Here is a 19,190-nt window from a genome sequence, read left to right as displayed (position 1 = left end):
CTCATGCGACAAGCAGTCCGGACACCCCCTCCGCAGGACCCGGAACCCGGCACCAGACGAACGCGGCCCAGCCAAGAACCGCAACCCCCGCCGGACGGCGACCCGCGGCCTACCGGCCGTTAAACGCGTCCTTCAGCCGCGAGAAAAGCCCCTGTTGCCCCGGTTGAAACTGGCCTGTCGGCCGCTCCTCACCCCGGAGAACCGCGAGCTCCCTGAGCAGCCTCTCCTGCTCGGGGTCCAGTTTCGACGGGGTCATGACCTCGACGTGGACGATCAGGTCGCCACGGCCGCCGCCGCGCAGGTGCGTGATGCCCCTGCCGTGCAGCGGGATCGACTGGCCCGACTGGGTGCCCGGGCGTACGTCGATCTCCTCGACCCCGTCCAGCGTCTCCAGCGGGCACTTCGTGCCCAGGGAAGCCGCTGTCATCGGGATGGTGACCGTGCAGTGCAGATCGTCGCCGCGCCGCTGGAACACCGCGTGCGGCAGCTCGTGGATCTCCACGTACAGATCGCCCGCGGGGCCGCCGCCGGGGCCGACCTCGCCCTCACCGGCGAGCTGGATACGGGTGCCGTTGTCGACGCCGGCCGGGATCTTGACCGTGAGCGTACGGCGGGAGCGGATGCGTCCGTCGCCCGCGCACTCGGGGCACGGGGTCGGTACGACCGTGCCGAAGCCCTGGCACTGCGGGCACGGCCGCGACGTCATGACCTGGCCCAGGAAGGACCGGGTGACCTGCGAGACCTCGCCGCGGCCGCGGCACATGTCGCAGGTCTGCGCCGAGGTGCCGGGCGCTGCGCCCTCGCCGTTGCACGTGGTGCAGACGACGGCCGTGTCGACCTGGATGTCCTTCGTCGTGCCGAAGGCCGACTCGTTGAGGTCGATCTCCAGCCGGATCATCGCGTCCTGGCCACGGCGCGTACGCGACCGGGGGCCGCGCTGCGACGCCGTACCGAAGAACGCGTCCATGATGTCGGAGAAGTTGCCGAAGCCGCCCGCGCCGAAGCCGCCGGCGCCACCGCCGCCGCCCGCCGACAGCGGGTCGCCGCCGAGGTCGTAGACCTGCTTCTTCTGCGGGTCCGACAACACCTCGTACGCGGCGTTGATCTCCTTGAAGCGCTCTTGCGTCTTGGGATCGGGATTCACATCCGGATGCAGCTCGCGTGCGAGCCGCCGGAATGCCTTCTTGATCTCGTCCTGCGATGCGTCGCGGCGCACGCCGAGAACGGCGTAATAGTCCGTGGCCACTTACGACTCCGCCAGGATCTGTCCGACGTAACGTGCCACTGCGCGTACCGCTCCCATCGTTCCGGGGTAGTCCATGCGGGTCGGTCCGACCACGCCGAGTTTGGCGACTGCCTCGTCGCCCGAACCGTAGCCGACCGCGACGACGGACGTGGAGCTGAGGCCCTCATGGGCGTTCTCGTGCCCGATCCGTACGGTCATGCCCGGGTGTTCCGCCTCACCCAGCAGCTTGAGGAGCACCACCTGCTCTTCGAGCGCCTCCAGCACCGGCCGGATGGTCAGCGGAAAATCGTGTCCGAAGCGGGTGAGATTGGCGGTGCCGCCGATCATCAGCCGCTCCTCGGTCTCCTCGACCAGGGTTTCGAGGAGGGTCGCGAGCACCGTGGAGACGGTCCCGCGGTCCTCCAGCTCGAAGGAGTCCGGCATGTCCTGCACGAGCTGCGGCACGTCGGCGAACCTGCGCCCCACGATCCGGCTGTTGAGCCGGGCCCGCAGATCGGCCAGCGAGGTCTCGCCGAACGGCGCCGGGCAGTCGATCATGCGCTGCTCGACCCGTCCGGTGTCCGTGATCAGCACGAGCATCAGCCGGGCCGCGGCGAGCGACAGCAGCTCCACATGACGCACCGTCGAGCGGGTCAGCGAGGGGTACTGGACGACGGCGACCTGCCGGGTCAGCTGCGCGAGCAGCCGGACCGTACGGCCCACCACGTCGTCGAGGTCGACGGCGCTGTCCAGGAAGTTCTGAATGGCGCGGCGCTCCGGCGCCGACAGGGGTTTGACGCCCGCCAGCTTGTCCACGAAGAGCCGGTAGCCCTTGTCCGTGGGGATCCGGCCGGCGCTGGTGTGCGGCTGGGCGATGAAGCCCTCGTCCTCCAGCACCGCCATGTCGTTGCGGACCGTGGCCGGCGAGACCCCGAGCTGATGCCGCTCGGTGAGGGCCTTGGAGCCCACCGGCTCCTCCGTGCCCACATAGTCCTGGACGATGGCGCGCAGCACCTCAAGTCTGCGTTCACTGAGCATCGCGCACACCTCCAGCTCTCGTCCGTCGTACCCCGTCGGTCCTCGCTTGGCACTCGTTGCAGGGGAGTGCCAACATTCCCCGAGCCAGTGTACGGCCGTTCGGTACGGCCGTAGCAAGGCAGCCGCACACGCCGCCCGTGCCGCCCGTTCTGTCCCGGATCTTGCCCCGGTTATGCCCAGCGATATGTCCCGGGCGGGGTTTCTTCAGCGCCGGGACCGGCATTAAGGTCGTCGGCATGATGCACAAGCAGCTCTACGGCTGACACGACGGACGTCCGAAGGACCCGCCGCCCGGGGACAAGCCTCCCCGCGCGCCCGGTCCTGTATGCGGGTGTGGCGTCTCTTCGCCGGCCCGGTCTCCGTCGTGTTCTCCTTCCGCGGTTCTGCCGCGGCCCGTAGACCTGAAATGAGTGATCTGCCATGTCACGCGTGCCCCGTCGCCATGTCGCGATGATCGGCGTCCCCGCCGTCAGCCACATCCTGCCCAGCCTGGAGATCTTCCGGGAGCTGGTGGCCCGCGGCCACCGGGTGTCGTACGCCAACGACCCGTCGGCCGAGGAGCTGGTCACCGGCGTGGGCGCGGAACTCGTCCCGTACGACTCGCTGCTGCCGGCCGACAACAAGTGGCCGGACGATCCGATCGCGGCGATGACGATCTTCCTGGACAACGGCATCCAGGCGCTGTCCGCGCTGCGCGCCGCGTACGACAGCGACCCCGCCGACCTGTACCTGTACGACATCGGCGGGTATCCCGCGCGGGTCATCGCCGAGACGCAGGGCCGGCCGTTCATGCAGCTCTCGCCGACATATGTGGCCTGGCGCGGCTACGAGCGTGACGTGGCGACGCAGCTGTGGCAGCTGCCGGGCGCCGACGCGTACCGGGCGAAGTTCGGTACGTGGCTGGCGGAGTCGGGGGCGACGACCACCGACCCCGACGTGTTCGGCGGCCGGCCGCCGAACACGCTGGCGCTGATCCCCCGGGCCATGCAGCCGTTCGCCGACGACGTCGACGAGGAGACGGTGACGTTCGTCGGGTCCTGCTTCGGGCCGCGCGCCGGGCAGGAGGAGTGGGTGCGGCCCGCAGGCGCCGAGAAGGTGCTGCTGATCTCGCTGGGGTCGGCGTACACGGGCCGGCCGGACTTCTACCGCGCGTGCCTGGCCGCGTACGGGGATCTGCCGGGCTGGCACGTGGTGCTCCAGATCGGCCGGCGGACCGATCCCGGTGCGCTGGGTCCGGTCCCGGGCAATGTCGAGGTGCGTCCGTGGGTGCCGCAGCTGGCGATCCTGGAGCAGGCCGACGCGTTCGTGACGCACGCGGGGATGGGCGGCAGCAGCGAGGGGCTGTTCACGGGGACGCCGATGATCGCCGTACCGCAGGCGGTCGACCAGTTCACCAACGCGGACCGGCTGGTGGAGCTGGGGGTCGCGGTGCGGATCGACACGGCGGACGCGACGCCTGAGCGGCTGCGCGCCGCCCTGACCGGGTTCGCCTCGGCGCCCGCGACTCTCGGGCGCGCGGCCGAGCTGCGGTCCTGGACGCGGGCGGAGGGCGGTACGACGCGAGCGGCGGACCTCATCGAGAAGTTGCTCGACTGACCGCTATCGTCGGCGGATGCGCAGCTACAGTCCCGATCTGACGCCGCCGTGGAAGAAGCCCACGCCCGCGCCGGAGGTCCCCGCCGAACCGGATCTGGTGGTCGAGGAGGTGTCGACGGGCTTCTGCGGCGCGGTGATCCGCTGCGAGAAGACGGCCGAGGGGCCGACGGTGACCCTGGAGGACCGCTTCGGCAAGCACCGGGTCTTCCCGCTGGTACCGCGCGGCTTCCTGCTGGAGGGCCGGGTGGTGACGCTGGTCCGCCCGTCGGCGGCGGCCCCGCTCCGCCCGGCCCGCACCGCCTCCGGATCGATCGCGGTGCCGGGCGCGCGGGCGCGGGTGGCCAGGGCGGGCCGCATCTACGTGGAGGGCCGGCACGACGCCGAGCTGGTCGAGAAGGTGTGGGGCGACGACCTGCGCATCGAGGGCGTGGTCGTGGAGTACCTCGGCGGCATCGACGACCTCCCGTCGATCGTCGCCGAGTTCGGGCCGGCCGAGGACGCGCGGCTGGGCGTCCTGGTCGACCACTTGGTGCCGGGCTCGAAGGAGTCGAAGATCGCGGCGGAGGTGACGGGCGCCGACGTACTGATCGTCGGCCACCCGTACATCGACGTCTGGGAGGCGGTGAAGCCGTCCTCGGTGGGCATCCCGGCCTGGCCGAAGGTCCCGCGCGGTCAGGACTGGAAGACGGGCGTGTGCCGGGCGCTGGGCTGGCCGGAGAACACGGGCGCGGCGTGGCAGGAGATCCTGTCGCACGTCAGGTCGTACCGGGACCTGGAACCGGCGCTGCTGGGACGGGTGGAGGAGCTGATCGACTTCGTCACGGTCGGCGGTGCCGTTTGACCGGGGGCAGGGTCTGGAACTCAGAGGTGTCAAGCGTGACGTCCAGCAGGTCCAACGGGACGGACAGGCCGAACTTGACGGTGTTCTCGACCTGGTAGTCGGCCGCCTCGCCGTCGCCTGTCGGCTCCGTGAGCAGCACGCAGTGGGCTGCCATGGGGTCGATGACGAGGTAGGCGGGGACCTTGCCCGCCGCGTAGATGGACCGCTTCTCGCCATAGTCCCGGTCGACGCTGGTCTTGGAGACCACTTCGACGACCAGGGTGAGCACGTCGGAGGGCAACAGCCGCCCGGACTCGGGACCGCCGCCGCGTTCGAGGACGACGAGGTCGGGCTGGGGCTCACTCTGCTCACCTGGGATCGCGATGTCCTGGGTCTGAAGACGCTCGAAGCGGCTGTACGGAATCTGATCCTGGACGGACTGCACGATTCGGTTGTGGACCAGATCCAGCCCGGCCATCATCACGATTTCCCCCCGCAGGAGCTCCGCCACGTATCCCTCGGGGACCTCAAGGGCCTCGAAGAATTCGACGACGTCGTCAGTGATCGGTCGGTCATCCACAGCAGTCATCTCCGTGGCCCTCCGCTTTCGCCATCGCCAGGTACGACGGCAGCCTAGGGACAGCGTAGGAAGACCCCGCCCCCTCCTGCACTGATTCACCCGTCCGGGTGATCAGTTGTGTGATCAGTCGACCAGGTCCCTGACCACCGCGTCCGCCAGCAGTCTGCCGCGCAGGGTCAGGACCGCGTGCCCCTCGGCGTGCGGGGCCGGGGACAGGAGGCCGTCGTCCACCGCGCGGGACGCGGCCGCCAGGCCCGCAGGGGCCAGCAGGGAGAGCGGGACGCCTTCGGCGAGGCGCAGCTCCAGGAGGATGCGTTCCACGCGGCGGTCCTCGTCGGTCAGCAGCTCGCGGCCCGCGCCCGGGGAGCGGCCCTCGGCCAGCGCCGCCGCGTACGCGCCCGGGTGCTTCACGTTCCACCAGCGGACGCCGCCCATGTGGCTGTGGGCGCCGGGGCCGGCGCCCCACCAGTCGGCGCCGCGCCAGTACAGCTCGTTGTGCAGGCAGCGGGCCGCCTCCGAGGTCGCCCAGTTGGACACCTCGTACCAGCCGAAGCCGGCCGCCGCCAGCACCTCGTCGGCGATCAGATAGCGGTCGGCGTGCTCGTCGTCGTCCGTCATCGGGACCTCGCCGCGCCGGATGCGCCGGGCGAGCTGGGTGCCCTCCTCCACGATCAGGGCGTACGCGGAGATGTGGTCGGGGCCGGCGCCGACCGCCGCCGCCAGGGAGGCGCGCCAGTCGTCGTCGGTCTCGCCGGGGGTGCCGTAGATCAGGTCCAGGTTGACGTGGCCGAAACCCGCCGCGTGCGCCTCCGCCACGCAGGCCTCGGGGCGGCCGGGGGTGTGGTTGCGGTCGAGGACCTTCAGCACGTGCTGCTTGGCGCTCTGCATGCCGAACGAGATCCGGTTGAAGCCGCCCTCGCGCAGCGCGGCCAGATACGCCGGGTCGACGGACTCCGGGTTGGCCTCCGTGGTGATCTCGGCGTCGTCGGCGAGCCCGAACTCGTCGCGGATCGTGCCCAGCATCCGCACCAGGTCACCGGCGGCCAGCAGGGTCGGCGTGCCGCCGCCGACGAAGACGGTACGCACCGGCCTGGGGTCGTCGCCCAGCACCTTCCTGGCCAGCCGGACCTCGTCGGCGAGGGTGTCGGCGTAGTTGTCACGCGAGGCCAGCACACCGCCCGAGCCGCGCAGCTCGGTCGCGGTGTAGGTGTTGAAGTCGCAGTAGCCGCAGCGGGTCGCGCAGTACGGAACGTGCAGATAGAACCCCAGAGGCCGGTCACCCGCGCCCGCAAGGGCGCTCGCGGGCAACGCGCCGGTCTCGGGCATGGGCTCACCGTCGGGCAGTGCGGAAGGCATGCCCCCATTGTCCCGTACGGCGGAAGTGAGCCGTACGGGCCGGGCGCGCTCTACCGGTCGGGCCCGCGGGCGACGGGCCGGGGCGGTGCTGTCGGCGCGGCCGTACCGGGCGGGTGCACCCGCCGGCCCGCCCGGCGTCGCACGTCTTCATTCCGCCTGGAACACCAGCAGTGCCAGGTCGTCCCCCGGCGGGGTGCCGTCGAAGTCGTGGACCGCTCGGCGTATCCGTTCGGCGACCTCCTGGGCCGGCAGGCCCACGCAGCCCGCCAGGACGTGGGCGAGGCCGTCGCAGTCGTCCAGGAGGCGGTGGCCCGAGCGGCGCTCGGTGACGCCGTCCGTGACGCACAGGAGCGTGTCGCCGGGCTGGAGGTCGAACGTGTGGCTCTCGTACGCGACGTTCTCCGCGACCCCCAGCAGCAGCTGCGGTTCGGCGGCCGGCCGGACCGAGCCGTCGGGGCGCAGCAGCAGCGGCAGCGGATGGCCCGCGCTGGCCAGCGTGCACCGTACGCCGCCGACGGGGCCCGGCAGGGGCATCAGCTCGCCGTAGAGCAGCGAGAGGAAGCGGGGCTGGCTGCCGTCGGGCAGCGCCTGCGCCCCGTCGGCCGGTCCTGCCGCCGAGGCGACCATCAGGGACGCGGCCTCCGCCGCCTCCGTGGCGTCGTCCAGCAGCAGCCGGTTGAGCCGGTCGAGCACCTCTCCGACGCGGTAGCCCTCGCGGGCCAGCAGCCGCAGCCAGGGGCGGCCAGGCCGGTGACGACGGCCGCCTCGGGGCCGCTGCCCTGGACGTCGCCGAGCATGAAGCACCAGCGGCCGCCGGGCGGGCAGGGGAAGACGTCGTAGAAGTCGCCGCCCGCGAGGCCGTCGTCGCTCGGCTCGTACACCAGCGAGCTGGCGACGCCGGGGATCCTCGCGACCTGGCTGGGCAGCAGCCCGCGCTGGAGCACCCGGCTGATGGTGGCCTGCCGGGTGTAGCGGCGGGCCGCGCCGATCGCGAGGGCGACCCGGCGGGCGAAGTCCTCGACCAGCGAGCTGACCTCGTCGGGCACCCGGGCGCGGCCGTCGAGCCTGCCGAGCATCAGCGTGCCGATGGCGCGGCCGTTCGCGACGAGCCGGTAGACGAAGGCGGTCCCGTGGGCGGTGTCCTCGGGGTTCGGGGTGTTCTCGGGGTTCGGGGTGTTCTCGTCGCCGGTACCGCCCGGGTCGCCCGCCGGCAACGCCGCTCCCCCGATCCGGATCGACACACCCGGCCGCGCGGCCTCCGGCGGCCGTGGCACGTCCTTCTCCAGGTCCGCCCGGAGCTGGTCGATCCGGGACTCGTCCAGGTGCCAGACGCGGGCGAGCCGGGGCGGCGCACCCGCGGCGCCGCCTTCGGCGTCCAGCCAGACGGCGCACCAGTCGGCGAGGCGCGGCACCAGCAGCTGGCAGGCGAGCGCCGCGACGAGGTCCTCGTCGAGCTGTCCCGCGAGCAGGTCGGAGGCCTCGGCGAGGAAGGCCAGGGCCCCTCTGCTGACCCAGTCCGGGTCGTCGCGCACGGTGCGCCGTGACGCGGGGGCCAGGATCTCCGCCGCGCGCAGTTCGCGCCGCAGCGCGGGCCCCGTCGCCTCCGACTGCGCGGCACCCGGCACCGCTCCCCCGCCGGGCACGGCCGGTTCCCTGCCGTCGAGCGGCAGCCGGGCCCAGACGGTCTTGAGGCCGGAGCGGTACGTGATCCCCCACCGTTCGGCGAGCGAGCCGACGACCTGGAGCCCGCGGCCGTACTCGGGCGCACCGGCGGCGGATCGTTCCTGCACACCGCCGCGCACCGCCCGGGTGGGGTGGTGGTCGGAGACCTCGACCAGCAGCGCAGCCGGGTCGCCGTCCGGCTGGGACGGGTCGTCGGGCTCCGTGGCGTCCTCCAGCCGGCACAGCACCTCGACGGTGGTGCCGGCGTGGACGACGGCGTTGGTGACGAGTTCGTTGAGGACCACGACGGCGTCGTCGGCGAGCAGGTCGGTGCTGTGCTGCCCGGTGAGACAGCCGCCCGCGCCCGCCGCGCTGCCCTGACAGAACGTGCAGGTGGCGAGCAGTCCGAGGCTCGTCCAGTCCGCCAGCGCGGCGCGGGCGAATCGGCGCGCCGCCCCGGGCGCGAGCGGGTTGCCGGGCAGGCTGGTACGTGCGGCCGATCGGGCGTCCTTCCGTAACGGCCCCTGGGGTGCGGGGCGTTGGGCAGTCTCTCGCGGGATCGGAATGGGCCCCACTCGGCGGCTCCTGGTCCGGTTGTGGCATTGCGCCGCTTGTGACCCCGACAGAGTGACAGACTGGGCTCGCCCATACGCACCGAGTCATCAAAATGGGCGGGAATGCACCAAGGACAGTGCCTGAGCGCGTGTTTCGAGCCGCCCGCTGTCCGCTGCCCGGCCTTCCAGGTCCCCGAGGGCGTACCCACCGATGCGACGACGAACGATCACGTGAGGCATTCACCATGGGCACTCAGGCAGCCGCCACGGACCGGGCGAGCATCCTCCTGGTCGACGACATGGAAGACAACCTCGTCGCGCTGGAGGCCGTACTGGCCTCCCTCGACGAACCCCTCGTACGGGCCAGATCAGGCGAGGAGGCGCTGCGCGAGCTGCTGCGCCAGCAGTTCGCCGTGGTGCTGCTCGACGTACGGATGCCGGGCATGGACGGCTTCGAGACGGCGGCCAACATCAAGCGGATCGAGCGGACGAAGGACACCCCGATCATCTTTCTGACCGGGGGCGAGCCCGACAGCGGATACGCCTTCCGCGGTTACGCGACGGGCGCGGCCGACTTCCTGACCAAGCCGTTCGACCCGTGGGTGCTGCGCGCCAAGGTCAGCGTCTTCATCGATCTGCACCGCAAGAACCAGCAGTTGGAGCGGCTGCTGGCGAAGGAGCACGAACAGCTCGACGGGATAGCGGACCGGCTGACGTCGATAGAGGACGAGCTGCACCGCACCGACCCGCACGACGCCGCCGTCCTGCGCCACCAACTGGCCCGCATAGAGGATGCCTTGGGCGAGCTGCGGCGCGGACGGGGGCGCTGAACGGCCGTCAGGCCGCCACGTGGGTGTCCGTCAGGCCTCGCGTGAGCCCGCGTACATGTCCTCGATCAGGTTCTTGTACTCGCGCTCGACGACCGGCCGCTTCAGCTTGAGGCTGGGCGTCAGCTCGCCGTGCTCGATGTCGAGGTCGCGGGGCAGCAGCCGGAACTTCTTGATGGTCTGCCAGCGCTGCAGCCCCTCGTTGAGCCGGCTCACGTACCCGTCGATGAGCCGTACCGTACGCGGGTCGGCGACGACGTCCGCGTACGACTTGTCCGCCAGGCCGTGCTCGGCCGCCCAGTCCAGGATGGAGGGCTCGTCGAGCGAGATCAGGGCGGTGCAGAAGTTCCGGTCGGCGCCGTGCACGAGGATGTTGGAGACGAACGGACAGACCGCCTTGAACTGACCCTCGACCTCGGCCGGCGCGATGTACTTGCCGCCGGACGTCTTGATCAGGTCCTTCTTGCGGTCGGTGATCCGCAGATAGCCGTCGGGGGACAGCTCGCCGATGTCGCCGGTGTGGAACCAGCCGTCGGCCTCCAGCACCTCGGCGGTCTTCTCGGGCAGGCCGTGGTAGCCCGCCATGATGCCGGGGCCGCGCAGCAGGATCTCGCCGTCGTCGGCGATCCGCACCTCCGTGCCGGGCAGCGGCTTGCCGACCGTGCCGGTGCGGTACGCCTCGCCCGGGTTGACGAAGCTGGCGGCGCTGGACTCCGTCAGGCCGTACCCCTCCAGGATGTGGATGCCGGCGCCGGAGAAGAAGAAGCCGATGTCGGGCGCGAGGGAGGCGGAGCCGGAGACCGCGGCGCGCAGATTGCCGCCGAACGCCTCGCGGAGCTTGGCGTAGACGAGCCGGTCGGCGACCTTGTGCTTGGCGCCGAGGCCGAGCGGCAGCGAAGCGGTGCCGGTGCGCCGGAAGTTGTCCTGGGAGATCTTGGCCGATTCGCGGGCGACCTCGGCGGCCCACAGGAAGATCTTGTACTTGGCTCCGCCGCCGGCCCGCGCCTTCGCCGCGACGCCGTTGTAGACCTTCTCGAAGATCCGCGGCACGGCCGCCATGTACGTCGGCCGCACGACCGGCAGATTCTCGATGATCTTGTCGACCCGGCCGTCGACCGCCGTGACATGGCCGACCTCGATCTGGCCCGAGGTCAGCACCTTGCCGAAGACATGGGCGAGCGGCAGCCACAGGTACTGGACGTCGTCCTTGGTGATCAGTCCGGTCGCCACCGTGGCCTTGGCCATGTAGGACCAGCTGTCGTGCAGCAGCCGTACGCCCTTGGGACGCCCCGTCGTACCGGAGGTGTAGATCAGGGTGGCCAGCTGACCGGCGGTGATCGCGCCGACCCGCTCCTTGACGGCGGCCGGGTTCGCGGTGAGGTAGTCGGCGCCGCGCGCCTCCAGATCGGCGAGGGAGAGCACCCAGCCGTCGGGGTCGCCCTCGGCTGCCTGCGCGTCCGCGGTCTCGATCACCACGACATGCGCGAGATGCGGCAGCTCGGCGCGGCGCTCGCGCGCCTTGGCCAGCTGCGCCGCGTCCTCGGCGATCAGCACCCGGCTCTCGGAGTCCGCGAGGATGAAGGCGGACTCCTCGACGTTGGTGGAGGGGTAGATCGTGGTGGTCGCGGCGCCCGCGCACATCACGCCGAGGTCGGCGAGGATCCAGTCGACCCGGGTGGCGGAGGCGAGCGCGACCCGCTCCTCCGGCTGCACACCGAGGCTGATCAGCCCTGCGGCGATGCCGTACACCCGCTCGGCGGCCTGGCCCCAGGTCAGCGAGGACCAGTCGTCAGGTCCCTCGCCCGACGAAGGGGGGACGGGATAGCGATACGCCTCGGCGTCAGGCGTGGCTGTCACGCGCTCAATGAAGAGGGTCGCCACGGAGGGCGGCCGGTTCTCGATCAAGTTCTGTGTGTCGCTCACGACATCCTCCGGGCCCACGGCTGTGCTGCGTGACTGACTGACCAGACGACTGTACAACTAGGTGACTCGCGAGTAACTAACTGACGAGTAACTACCGAGCAGTGATCAGGGTAGAGGCCGCCCGTCGCCCGCGTAAGAGGCCGTACGGGGCCGCTTCATAACGAACGGGCCCCGACCCGCCCCACCGTCCTCACCCGCCACGCCCCGCCCGCCGGGTCCCCGTGCCGCGGCACGGGGACCACCGGGGCGGCGCGCCGGGCCCGGGGCGGGCACCGGACCGCTACTTCTTGCCCTTACCTGCGGATTCGTCGCTCGACAGCACCGCGATGAAGGCCTCCTGCGGCACCTCCACGCTGCCGACCATCTTCATCCGCTTCTTGCCTTCCTTCTGCTTCTCCAGCAGCTTCCGCTTACGGGAGATGTCACCGCCGTAGCACTTGGCGAGGACGTCCTTGCGGATGGCCCTGATCGTCTCGCGCGCGATCACCCGCGAGCCGATGGCCGCCTGGATCGGCACCTCGAACGCCTGGCGCGGAATCAGCTCGCGCAGCTTGGCGACGAGCCGTACGCCGTACGCGTACGCCTGGTCCCGGTGGGTGACGGCCGAGAAGGCGTCGACCTTGTCGCCGTGCAGCAGGATGTCGACCTTCACCAGCTGGGCCGACTGCTCGCCCGTGGGCTCGTAGTCCAGCGAGGCGTAGCCGCGGGTCTTGGACTTCAGCTGGTCGAAGAAGTCGAAGACGATCTCGGCGAGCGGCAGCGTGTAGCGGATCTCCACCCGGTCGGCCGAGAGGTAGTCCATGCCGAGCAGGGTGCCGCGCCGGGTCTGGCACAGCTCCATGATCGAGCCGATGAACTCGCTCGGGGCGAGGATTGTCGCCCGTACGACCGGCTCGTGCACCGAGTCGATCTTGCCTTCGGGGAACTCGCTCGGGTTGGTGACGGTGTGTTCCTTGCCGTCCTCCATGACCACCCGGTAGACCACGTTGGGGGCGGTGGCGATCAGGTCGAGGTTGAACTCGCGCTCCAGCCGCTCCCGGATCACGTCGAGGTGCAGCAGCCCGAGGAAGCCGACCCGGAAGCCGAAGCCGAGCGCCGCCGAGGTCTCCGGCTCGTAGACCAGCGCCGCGTCGTTGAGCTGGAGCTTGTCGAGGGCGTCGCGCAGCTCCGGGTAGTCGGAGCCGTCCAGCGGATAGAGGCCGGAGAAGACCATCGGCCGGGGGTCCTTGTAGCCGCCCAGCGCGACGGTCGCCCCCTTGTTGAGGGTGGTGATCGTGTCACCGACCTTGGACTGCCTGACGTCCTTCACACCGGTGATGATGTAGCCGACCTCGCCGACGCCGAGGCCGTCGGCCGCGGTCATCTCCGGGGACGAGACCCCGATCTCCAGCAGCTCGTGGGTGGCGCCGGTGGACATCATCCGGATCCGCTCACGCTTGTTGAGGCTGCCGTCGATGACTCGTACGTACGTCACGACCCCCCGGTAGGAGTCGTAGACCGAGTCGAAGATCATCGCGCGGGCGGCGGCGTCCGCGTCGCCGACCGGCGGCGGCACGTCCAGGACGACCTTGTCCAGCAGCGCCTCCACGCCGATGCCGGTCTTGGCCGAGACCCGCAGGACGTCCTCCGGCTGGCAGCCGATGAGATTCGCCAGCTCCTCGGAGAACTTCTCGGGCTGGGCGGCCGGCAGGTCGATCTTGTTCAGCACCGGGACGATGGTGAGGTCGTTCTCCATCGCCAGGTACAGGTTGGCGAGCGTCTGCGCCTCGATGCCCTGGGCGGCGTCCACCAGGAGCACCGTGCCCTCGCAGGCCGCGAGGGAGCGGGACACCTCGTACGTGAAGTCCACGTGGCCCGGTGTGTCGATCATGTTCAGGACATGCGTCCTGCCCTTCTCGTCACCCGTGGTGGGCGCCCAGGGCAGCCGGACGGCCTGGGACTTGATGGTGATGCCGCGCTCGCGCTCGATGTCCATCCGGTCGAGATACTGGGCGCGCATCTGCCGCTGGTCGACCACTCCCGTCAGCTGGAGCATCCGGTCGGCGAGCGTCGACTTGCCGTGGTCGATGTGCGCGATGATGCAGAAGTTGCGGAGCAGCGCCGGGTCCGTACGGCTGGGCTCGGGCACGTGGATAGGGGTCGCGGGCACGCAGGGTCCTGATTCTTGAGACGCGCGGCGTCTCGTCTCGGGTTGACATCGGATCGATACGTAGCCTCCATCGTCCCACGGGCGCGGGGCTGCGCCCGGTTTGGGCCGGTCGGACGGTGACTGGTAACCTGAACAGCTGTGTCTTGACACGGCACTGTCGAAGATCATCCAGTTTCATCGAACCTGAAAAGGCTCTTTCGTGGCGAACATCAAGTCCCAGATCAAGCGGAACAAGACCAACGAGAAGGCGCGCCTGCGCAACAAGGCCGTCAAGTCGTCGCTCAAGACCGCGATCCGCAAGGCCCGTGAGGCCGCCGCAGCCGGTGACGTCGAGCAGGCCACGGTGGCCGCTCGCGAGGCGTCCCGCAAGCTCGACAAGGCTGCCTCGAAGGGTGTCATCCACAAGAACGCGGCCGCCAACAAGAAGTCGGCGATCGCCGCCCGGGTTGCCTCCCTCCAGGGCTGAGCGCTTCCCGCTCTCCGCTCTATTGATTTGAACCAGTGATTTGATCGCCGGAAGGGACTCAGCGGGCCCTCTCTACCGCTCCTGACCGGCATCACCGGAGCCGCACACCGAACTGCGTTCGCCACGCGGGTGCGGATCCACAGGGTTTACACCGAAGGCCCCGGCACTGTCCTCCCCAGGACGGCGCCGGGGCCTTCGGCGTGCCGGTCGGGGCCCTGGGCGTGTCGGCCTTCAGTGGTACGGGGTCGGCAGGTGTCGGTCAGCGGGTGGCGGTCAGCGGTTGGCGCCCGATCTCGCGGCTGCCGCGATGGCGACGACCGCCTTCTCCAGCGCGTACTCGGGGTCGTCACCGCCGCCCTTGACCCCGGCGTCGGCCGCGGCCACGGCGCGCAGGGCAGCGGCGACCCCGTCCGGGGTCCAGCCGCGCATCTGCTGCCGGACCCGGTCGATCTTCCACGGCGGCATCCCCAGCTCCCGCGCGAGGTCGGCGGGACGGCCACCACGGGCCGACGAGAGCTTGCCGATGGCCCGTACGCCCTGCGCCAGCGCGCTGGTGATCAGTACGGGCGCCACTCCGGTCGACAGCGACCAGCGCAGCGCTTCGAGCGCGTCTGCGGCCCTGCCCTCCACGGCCCGGTCGGCGACGGTGAAGCTGGACGCCTCGGCGCGGCCCGTGTAGTAGCGGGCGACCACCGCCTCGTCGACCGTGCCCTCCACGTCCGAGGCGAGCTGCGAGACGGCGCTCGCCAGCTCCCTCAGGTCGCTGCCGATCGCGTCCACCAGGGACTGGCACGCCTCGGGCGTCGCCGACCGGCCCAGCGCCCGGAACTCCGACCTGACGAAGGAGAGCCGCTCGGCCGGCTTGGTGGTCTTGGGGCAGGCGACCTCGCGGGCGCCGGCCTTGCGGGCGGCGTCCAGCAGGCCCTTGCCCTTGGCGCCGCCCGCGTGCAGCAGGACGAGCGTGATCTCCTCGGCCGGGTTGTCGAGGTAGGACTTGACGTCCTTGATCGTGTCGGCGGGCAGATCCTGCGCGTTGCGCACGATGACGACCTTGCGCTCGGCGAACAGCGACGGGCTCGTCAGCTCGGCGAGGGTGCCGGGCTGGAGCTGTTCGGGCGTCAGATCGCGTACGTCGGTGTCGGCGTCGGAGACGCGAGCAGCCGCCACCACCTGCTGGACGGCGCGGTCGAGCAGCAGATCCTCCTGGCCCACGGCGAGCGTGAGGGGGGCGAGGAGGTCGTCGGGGGAAGTCTTTCTGGTGGCCATCGGGATCCAGGATGGCACGCCCCACTGACAGCGCGGCCCGCGGTGGCGGCGGAGGCTCGGACCTACCGACGCACGGGCCTACGGCGCTTCCCGCCAGCCGTCCAGCTCGGCCACGAAGTCGTCGAGCGCCGTCGCGTCCAGCCGCGCCTGCGGGTCCTCCACGACGACGAGCCACTGGGCGTCCTCGGCGTCGTCCTCGCCGGCCAGCGCGTCCCGTACGAGCTGCGGCTCGTCGCGCACCCCGAAGCGGTCGGCCAGCTCGCGCGCCACCTCTTCGGCGGCGTCGCGGTCGGGCAGCACCAGTACGTGTCTCATGGTTCGGCAGGATATCGGCGGCGCGGAGGCGGGGCCGGTTCGCCCGGCTCAGGCTTCGCCGGTCTTGGGGACGATCTGGATGTCGAGGTCGATCCTGATGCTGGAGCCCACGACGGCGATGCCGCGCGCCAGCATGGACTGCCAGTTGACGGTGTAGTCCTCGCGGTGCAGCTCGGTCGACGCGCGGATGGCGGCGCGGGTCTCGCCCTCCATGCCGTTGCCGAGCCCGAGGTACTGGGCTTCGAGCGTGACCGTGCGGGTGACGCCGTGCAGGGTGAGGGCGCCGTTGATCGCCCAGTTGTTGCCGCCGCGGTGTGTGATGCGGTCGCTGTAGAACTCCAGCGTGGGGTAGTTCGCCACGTCGAGGAAGTCCGCCGAGCGCAGGTGGTCGTCGCGCATCTGCACGTTGGTGTCGATGGAGGCGGCGCCGATGACGACGTGCATCGCGGACTGGTCCATCGTCGGGCCGATCCGGATGGCGCCGGCGAAGTTGTCGAAGCGGCCGTGCACCCGGGCGAGACCGATGTGACGGGCGATGAAACCGATCCGGGAGTGGGCCGGTTCGATCTCCCACTCGCCGGGGGCCGGCAGCGGGAGCGAGGGCGCTATCTGGAGCGTGATGTCGCCGAGGCCGACGAACTGCCCGCTCTCCGCGACCGAGACACTGCCCCGGTGCGGGCTGAAGCTCTCGGCCGAGACGGCCAGCCGGTACTCCCCGATGGGGACCATCGCCACGATCGTGCCGAAGGGGTCGGTCTCACCGCTGACGATCTTGCGGCCGTTCTGGTCGCTCAGCGTGAACTCGGCGTTCCTGACCGGCTCCCCGACGGGGTCGATCACCCGGCAGGTGAAGAGTCCCGCGCCTTGCGGCACGGAGAGTCCGGAGAGCGGGTTGTTCTTCTGACTCGCGGCCGTCTGTCGGCCGAGCAAGCGGCTGATCATGGTGTGCGTACCCCTGTGCTATTGGCCCTGCGAGGCCGCACCGGGCTCTCGACGTCGTCGTCGGGGCGGCGGCCCTTGACGAATAGGCATTCGATCACTCTTGCGTTGTTCGAGGCAAACGTACCGCCAAGTAGAGGTCCCGACCGTTACGAGCTGTTACCTGTCCGTGGCCGTACGACGGGCACCCGGTCGAGCCGCAGCCCGAAGTGGTCCCGGTAGGCCGCCAGCACCGCCGCGTCGTCGGACAGCTCCCGCTCCCGCCGCTCGCCGCGCACGGTCGTGACACGGATAGGGATCGACGAATTCAGCCCCGCCGTCGTCCTCGTGTCGGCACGATGAGCGCCGTGGACACACAGACTTTGGCGGGAGTGTTCGGCCTGGGCGGCACCGTCGTGGGCGTCGGTGGCACGTTGCTGGGCGGCATCGTTCAACAACGGCACCAGGCCCGAACGGCGCGCGAAGAGCGGGCGGAGGCCCGGGCGGGCGAGGTGGAGTCCCGTGGGAGGGTCGTGGCGGAAAAGGCGCTCGCAGAGCTGTACGAGCTGAGGCGACACGCCCTGACGTGGAAGGTGGGCATGTCGCCGGACGAGCGGAATCAATGGGTGAAGACCGCGAACACCATGGCTGACGATGCCGAGTTGAACGTCGCGCTGATCCCTGCGGCGGACGCGCTGAGGGAGCGTCTGCAAGACGCCCTGAGCGTCGCTCGCAAGTCCTTTCTCGTGGACGCCTACGAATCGGAGCACGAGCCGTACATGAGCGAGTTCGACACCGGTCACTCCATCGCGCTCCTCTCGGCGTACATGCGAGGCGACGGAGCACTGCCCACACCTACAGAACGCGAACGACGGGAGTGCGCAGCACGCGAGACCCGGCAGGGGCTGTAGCCGCCGAAGCGGAGTTGACGGGATCAGCCCCATGGGACTGATCCCGTCGGCATGTTCAGCCCGTGGACTCAACAGAGACGGGGCCAGATTCAAGATCACTGCGTGCATCGACCGTCGGGCTTCGCGTGTCGGCTCGGACAGTGCGTCGAAAGCCGTCGCCTCTCGCCTGAACGGCCAATCGGGGCCGCTTGTCTCGTCCCGGAAGCTGGATAGCGCAGCTCCCCGAGAACCTCGCGAAGTCGAGGCCTCAGTCCTTGTCACCCTCTCCGTCGTCGCCTCTGGAGAAACGGACCTCACGCTTCTCCATCCACCGGTAAGACCAGTCCATCTCGGCCGTGACGGTCTTGATGCTCCCCTCGGGGAGCTGCTCCATGGCGGCTACCAGAGCCGCCTCGACGACGGCGTTGTACGTGGCTCTGACCCGAGCCTCGCCCACTGTCGAGCCAGCGGTCTGGAGGTCGATATCGAGCGTGATCGTCAGGTGCTTCGGCGCGGGATCCTGCGCCATGGTCCCTCCCCAGTAGCGACGTAGGAACCGTCAGTATCGATTCAACAAGCGATCACCGCCATGGAACATGCCAAAAACCCTCAAGTGGGTGTCCCCCGAAGTGAATGTGGCGCGACAGGTCCATCGTCCGAGTCTCCTTCACCCGACTGTCAGATCCTGTCCCCGGGGCACCGCCCGCAGTGTGCGGCCGGCGCCCGTGACGGCGATCGCGCCGTTCGTGTCCGTGCGCAGCACGGCCGCTCCCCCGGTGGTGAGTGCGGCGAGGGTTCTGGGCGACGGGTGGCCGTACATGTTGTGCCTCCCCGAGGAGATGAGCGCCAGCCGGGGGTGGATGTGGCGGAGCAGGCCCGGGTCCTGGTGGGCGGAGCCGTGGTGGGCGACCTTGAGGACGTCCACCGGCGGCAGCGCCGGGTTGTCCCGTAGCAGGCTCTGCTGGGCCGCCGGTTCGAGGTCGCCGGGGAGCAGCAGTGTGGGGCCGCCCGCGATCCGTACGAGCAGCGCGACGCTGGAGTCGTTCGGCTCGCCCGTCACGGGTCCCGGTCCCGCGCGCGGCCACAGCACCCGCCAGGCGAGCGGCCCGATGCGGCGCTGCTCGCCCGGCGCGACCGGTACAACGGGCACCCGCGCCGACGCCGCGGTCCTGCGGACGAAGGCGCTCTGCTCGCGGGGCTCGGGGAAGGTGGTCGTCTCCACGGCGCCCACCGCCCGGCCCCGCAACACCCCGGGCAGCCCGGTGACATGGTCGGCGTGGAAGTGGGTGAGCAGCAGCAGCGGGACACGTGTGACGCCGAGGTCCCGCAGACAGCTGTCGACGAGGGCGGGCTCGGGTCCCGCGTCCACCACCACCGCCGTGCCGTCCCCCGCGGCGAGCACGGTGGCGTCACCCTGGCCCACGTCGCACATCGCGAACGTCCAGCCGGGCGGCGGCCATCCGGTGACGATCCGGGTGAGCGGTGGCGGCCGCACCACGGCGAGCAGCAGGAGCACCGTGCACCCGGCGGTCGCCCAGGGGTGGCGGGGTACGTACCGCGCGCCGTACACGGCGAGCGCCGCCAGTACGGCAAGCAGCGCCCCGC

The 19,190-nt window shown here is 70.7% G+C and carries 16 protein-coding genes and 2 pseudogenes; 5 read left to right on the top strand and 13 right to left on the bottom strand.

From position 1 onward, the window contains the following. Positions 1-109 precede the first annotated feature (109 nt). Positions 110-1,246, bottom strand: a complete 1,137-nt coding sequence (gene dnaJ, locus HY68_RS17575) for a molecular chaperone DnaJ (protein ID WP_041989933.1) — start codon at positions 1,244-1,246, stop codon at positions 110-112. After that, entirely contained in the window at positions 1,247-2,263 is a 1,017-nt protein-coding gene (gene hrcA / locus HY68_RS17570) for a heat-inducible transcriptional repressor HrcA (protein WP_041989930.1), read from the bottom strand. Between the two features lie 420 nt (positions 2,264-2,683). Here hrcA and HY68_RS17565 point away from each other — a divergent pair, with 420 nt between their 5' ends. Further along, positions 2,684-3,859: a macrolide family glycosyltransferase gene (locus tag HY68_RS17565; protein WP_063779654.1), complete on the top strand. Its 1,176-nt coding sequence runs from the start codon at positions 2,684-2,686 to the stop codon at positions 3,857-3,859. Positions 3,860-3,875: 16 nt separating this feature from the next. Continuing rightward, positions 3,876-4,700: a DUF3097 domain-containing protein gene (locus HY68_RS17560; protein WP_041989928.1), complete on the top strand. Its 825-nt coding sequence runs from the start codon at positions 3,876-3,878 to the stop codon at positions 4,698-4,700. Here HY68_RS17560 and HY68_RS17555 read toward each other — a convergent pair. From HY68_RS17555 to HY68_RS17545, 3 genes and pseudogenes are all read right to left on the bottom strand, one after another. Continuing rightward, positions 4,678-5,268, bottom strand: a complete 591-nt coding sequence (locus HY68_RS17555) for a Uma2 family endonuclease (RefSeq protein WP_041989924.1) — start codon at positions 5,266-5,268, stop codon at positions 4,678-4,680. The genes HY68_RS17560 and HY68_RS17555 overlap by 23 nt on opposite strands. Before the next feature lie 114 nt (positions 5,269-5,382). Beyond that, positions 5,383-6,615, bottom strand: a complete 1,233-nt coding sequence (gene hemW, locus HY68_RS17550; RefSeq protein WP_041989920.1) for a radical SAM family heme chaperone HemW — start codon at positions 6,613-6,615, stop codon at positions 5,383-5,385. A 147-nt stretch (positions 6,616-6,762) separates the two neighbouring features. Continuing rightward, a pseudogene (locus HY68_RS17545) lies at positions 6,763-8,837 on the bottom strand (SpoIIE family protein phosphatase). Positions 8,838-9,076: 239 nt separating this feature from the next. Here HY68_RS17545 and HY68_RS17540 point away from each other — a divergent pair. Further along, positions 9,077-9,661 (top strand): response regulator, encoded by a 585-nt coding sequence (locus HY68_RS17540; RefSeq protein ID WP_041989917.1) that lies wholly within the window; start codon positions 9,077-9,079, stop codon positions 9,659-9,661. Between the two features lie 30 nt (positions 9,662-9,691). On the opposite strand, the gene HY68_RS17535 is transcribed toward HY68_RS17540, so the two are convergent. Together HY68_RS17535 and lepA are read right to left on the bottom strand one after the other, a co-directional pair. Further along, positions 9,692-11,581, bottom strand: coding sequence for a long-chain fatty acid--CoA ligase (locus HY68_RS17535; protein ID WP_041989914.1), 1,890 nt, complete (start codon positions 11,579-11,581; stop codon positions 9,692-9,694). A 280-nt stretch (positions 11,582-11,861) separates the two neighbouring features. After that, complete coding sequence (gene lepA, locus HY68_RS17530) at positions 11,862-13,730, bottom strand: translation elongation factor 4 (protein ID WP_041989911.1); 1,869 nt, start codon at positions 13,728-13,730, stop codon at positions 11,862-11,864. Between the two features lie 199 nt (positions 13,731-13,929). On the opposite strand from lepA, the gene rpsT reads away from it, so the two are divergent. Next, the gene (rpsT, locus tag HY68_RS17525; RefSeq protein ID WP_041989908.1) at positions 13,930-14,196 is read left to right on the top strand and encodes a 30S ribosomal protein S20; all 267 of its coding nucleotides are present in this window, start codon (positions 13,930-13,932) and stop codon (positions 14,194-14,196) included. A gap of 273 nt (positions 14,197-14,469) precedes the next feature. On the opposite strand, the gene holA is transcribed toward rpsT, so the two are convergent. From holA to HY68_RS42060, 4 genes and pseudogenes are all read right to left on the bottom strand, one after another. After that, positions 14,470-15,462, bottom strand: coding sequence for a DNA polymerase III subunit delta (gene holA, locus HY68_RS17520; RefSeq protein ID WP_041989906.1), 993 nt, complete (start codon positions 15,460-15,462; stop codon positions 14,470-14,472). A 78-nt stretch (positions 15,463-15,540) separates the two neighbouring features. Beyond that, the gene (locus HY68_RS17515) at positions 15,541-15,777 is read right to left on the bottom strand and encodes a hypothetical protein (protein ID WP_041989903.1); all 237 of its coding nucleotides are present in this window, start codon (positions 15,775-15,777) and stop codon (positions 15,541-15,543) included. Between the two features lie 48 nt (positions 15,778-15,825). After that, positions 15,826-16,719: a YceI family protein gene (locus HY68_RS17510; protein ID WP_041989900.1), complete on the bottom strand. Its 894-nt coding sequence runs from the start codon at positions 16,717-16,719 to the stop codon at positions 15,826-15,828. 146 nt (positions 16,720-16,865) lie between these two features. Further along, positions 16,866-17,003, bottom strand: a pseudogene (locus tag HY68_RS42060) (arylamine N-acetyltransferase); the annotation flags it as partial. A gap of 51 nt (positions 17,004-17,054) precedes the next feature. On the opposite strand from HY68_RS42060, the gene HY68_RS17505 reads away from it, so the two are divergent. Continuing rightward, positions 17,055-17,606 carry a hypothetical protein gene (locus HY68_RS17505; RefSeq protein WP_041989898.1) on the top strand — a complete coding sequence of 184 codons (552 nt, stop codon included), beginning with the start codon at positions 17,055-17,057 and terminating at the stop codon, positions 17,604-17,606. A gap of 247 nt (positions 17,607-17,853) precedes the next feature. Here HY68_RS17505 and HY68_RS17500 read toward each other — a convergent pair whose 3' ends face one another. Both HY68_RS17500 and HY68_RS17495 read right to left on the bottom strand, forming a co-directional pair. Continuing rightward, complete coding sequence (locus HY68_RS17500; protein WP_052457118.1) at positions 17,854-18,114, bottom strand: hypothetical protein; 261 nt, start codon at positions 18,112-18,114, stop codon at positions 17,854-17,856. Between the two features lie 138 nt (positions 18,115-18,252). After that, on the bottom strand, positions 18,253-19,190 hold a 938-nt coding region (locus HY68_RS17495; RefSeq protein WP_157874447.1), incomplete at its 5' end, for an MBL fold metallo-hydrolase.

Source organism: Streptomyces sp. AcH 505 (assembly GCF_000818175.1).
In the GTDB taxonomy this organism is placed as follows: domain Bacteria; phylum Actinomycetota; class Actinomycetes; order Streptomycetales; family Streptomycetaceae; genus Streptomyces.
This window is presented reverse-complemented; position numbering and strand designations above follow the sequence as displayed.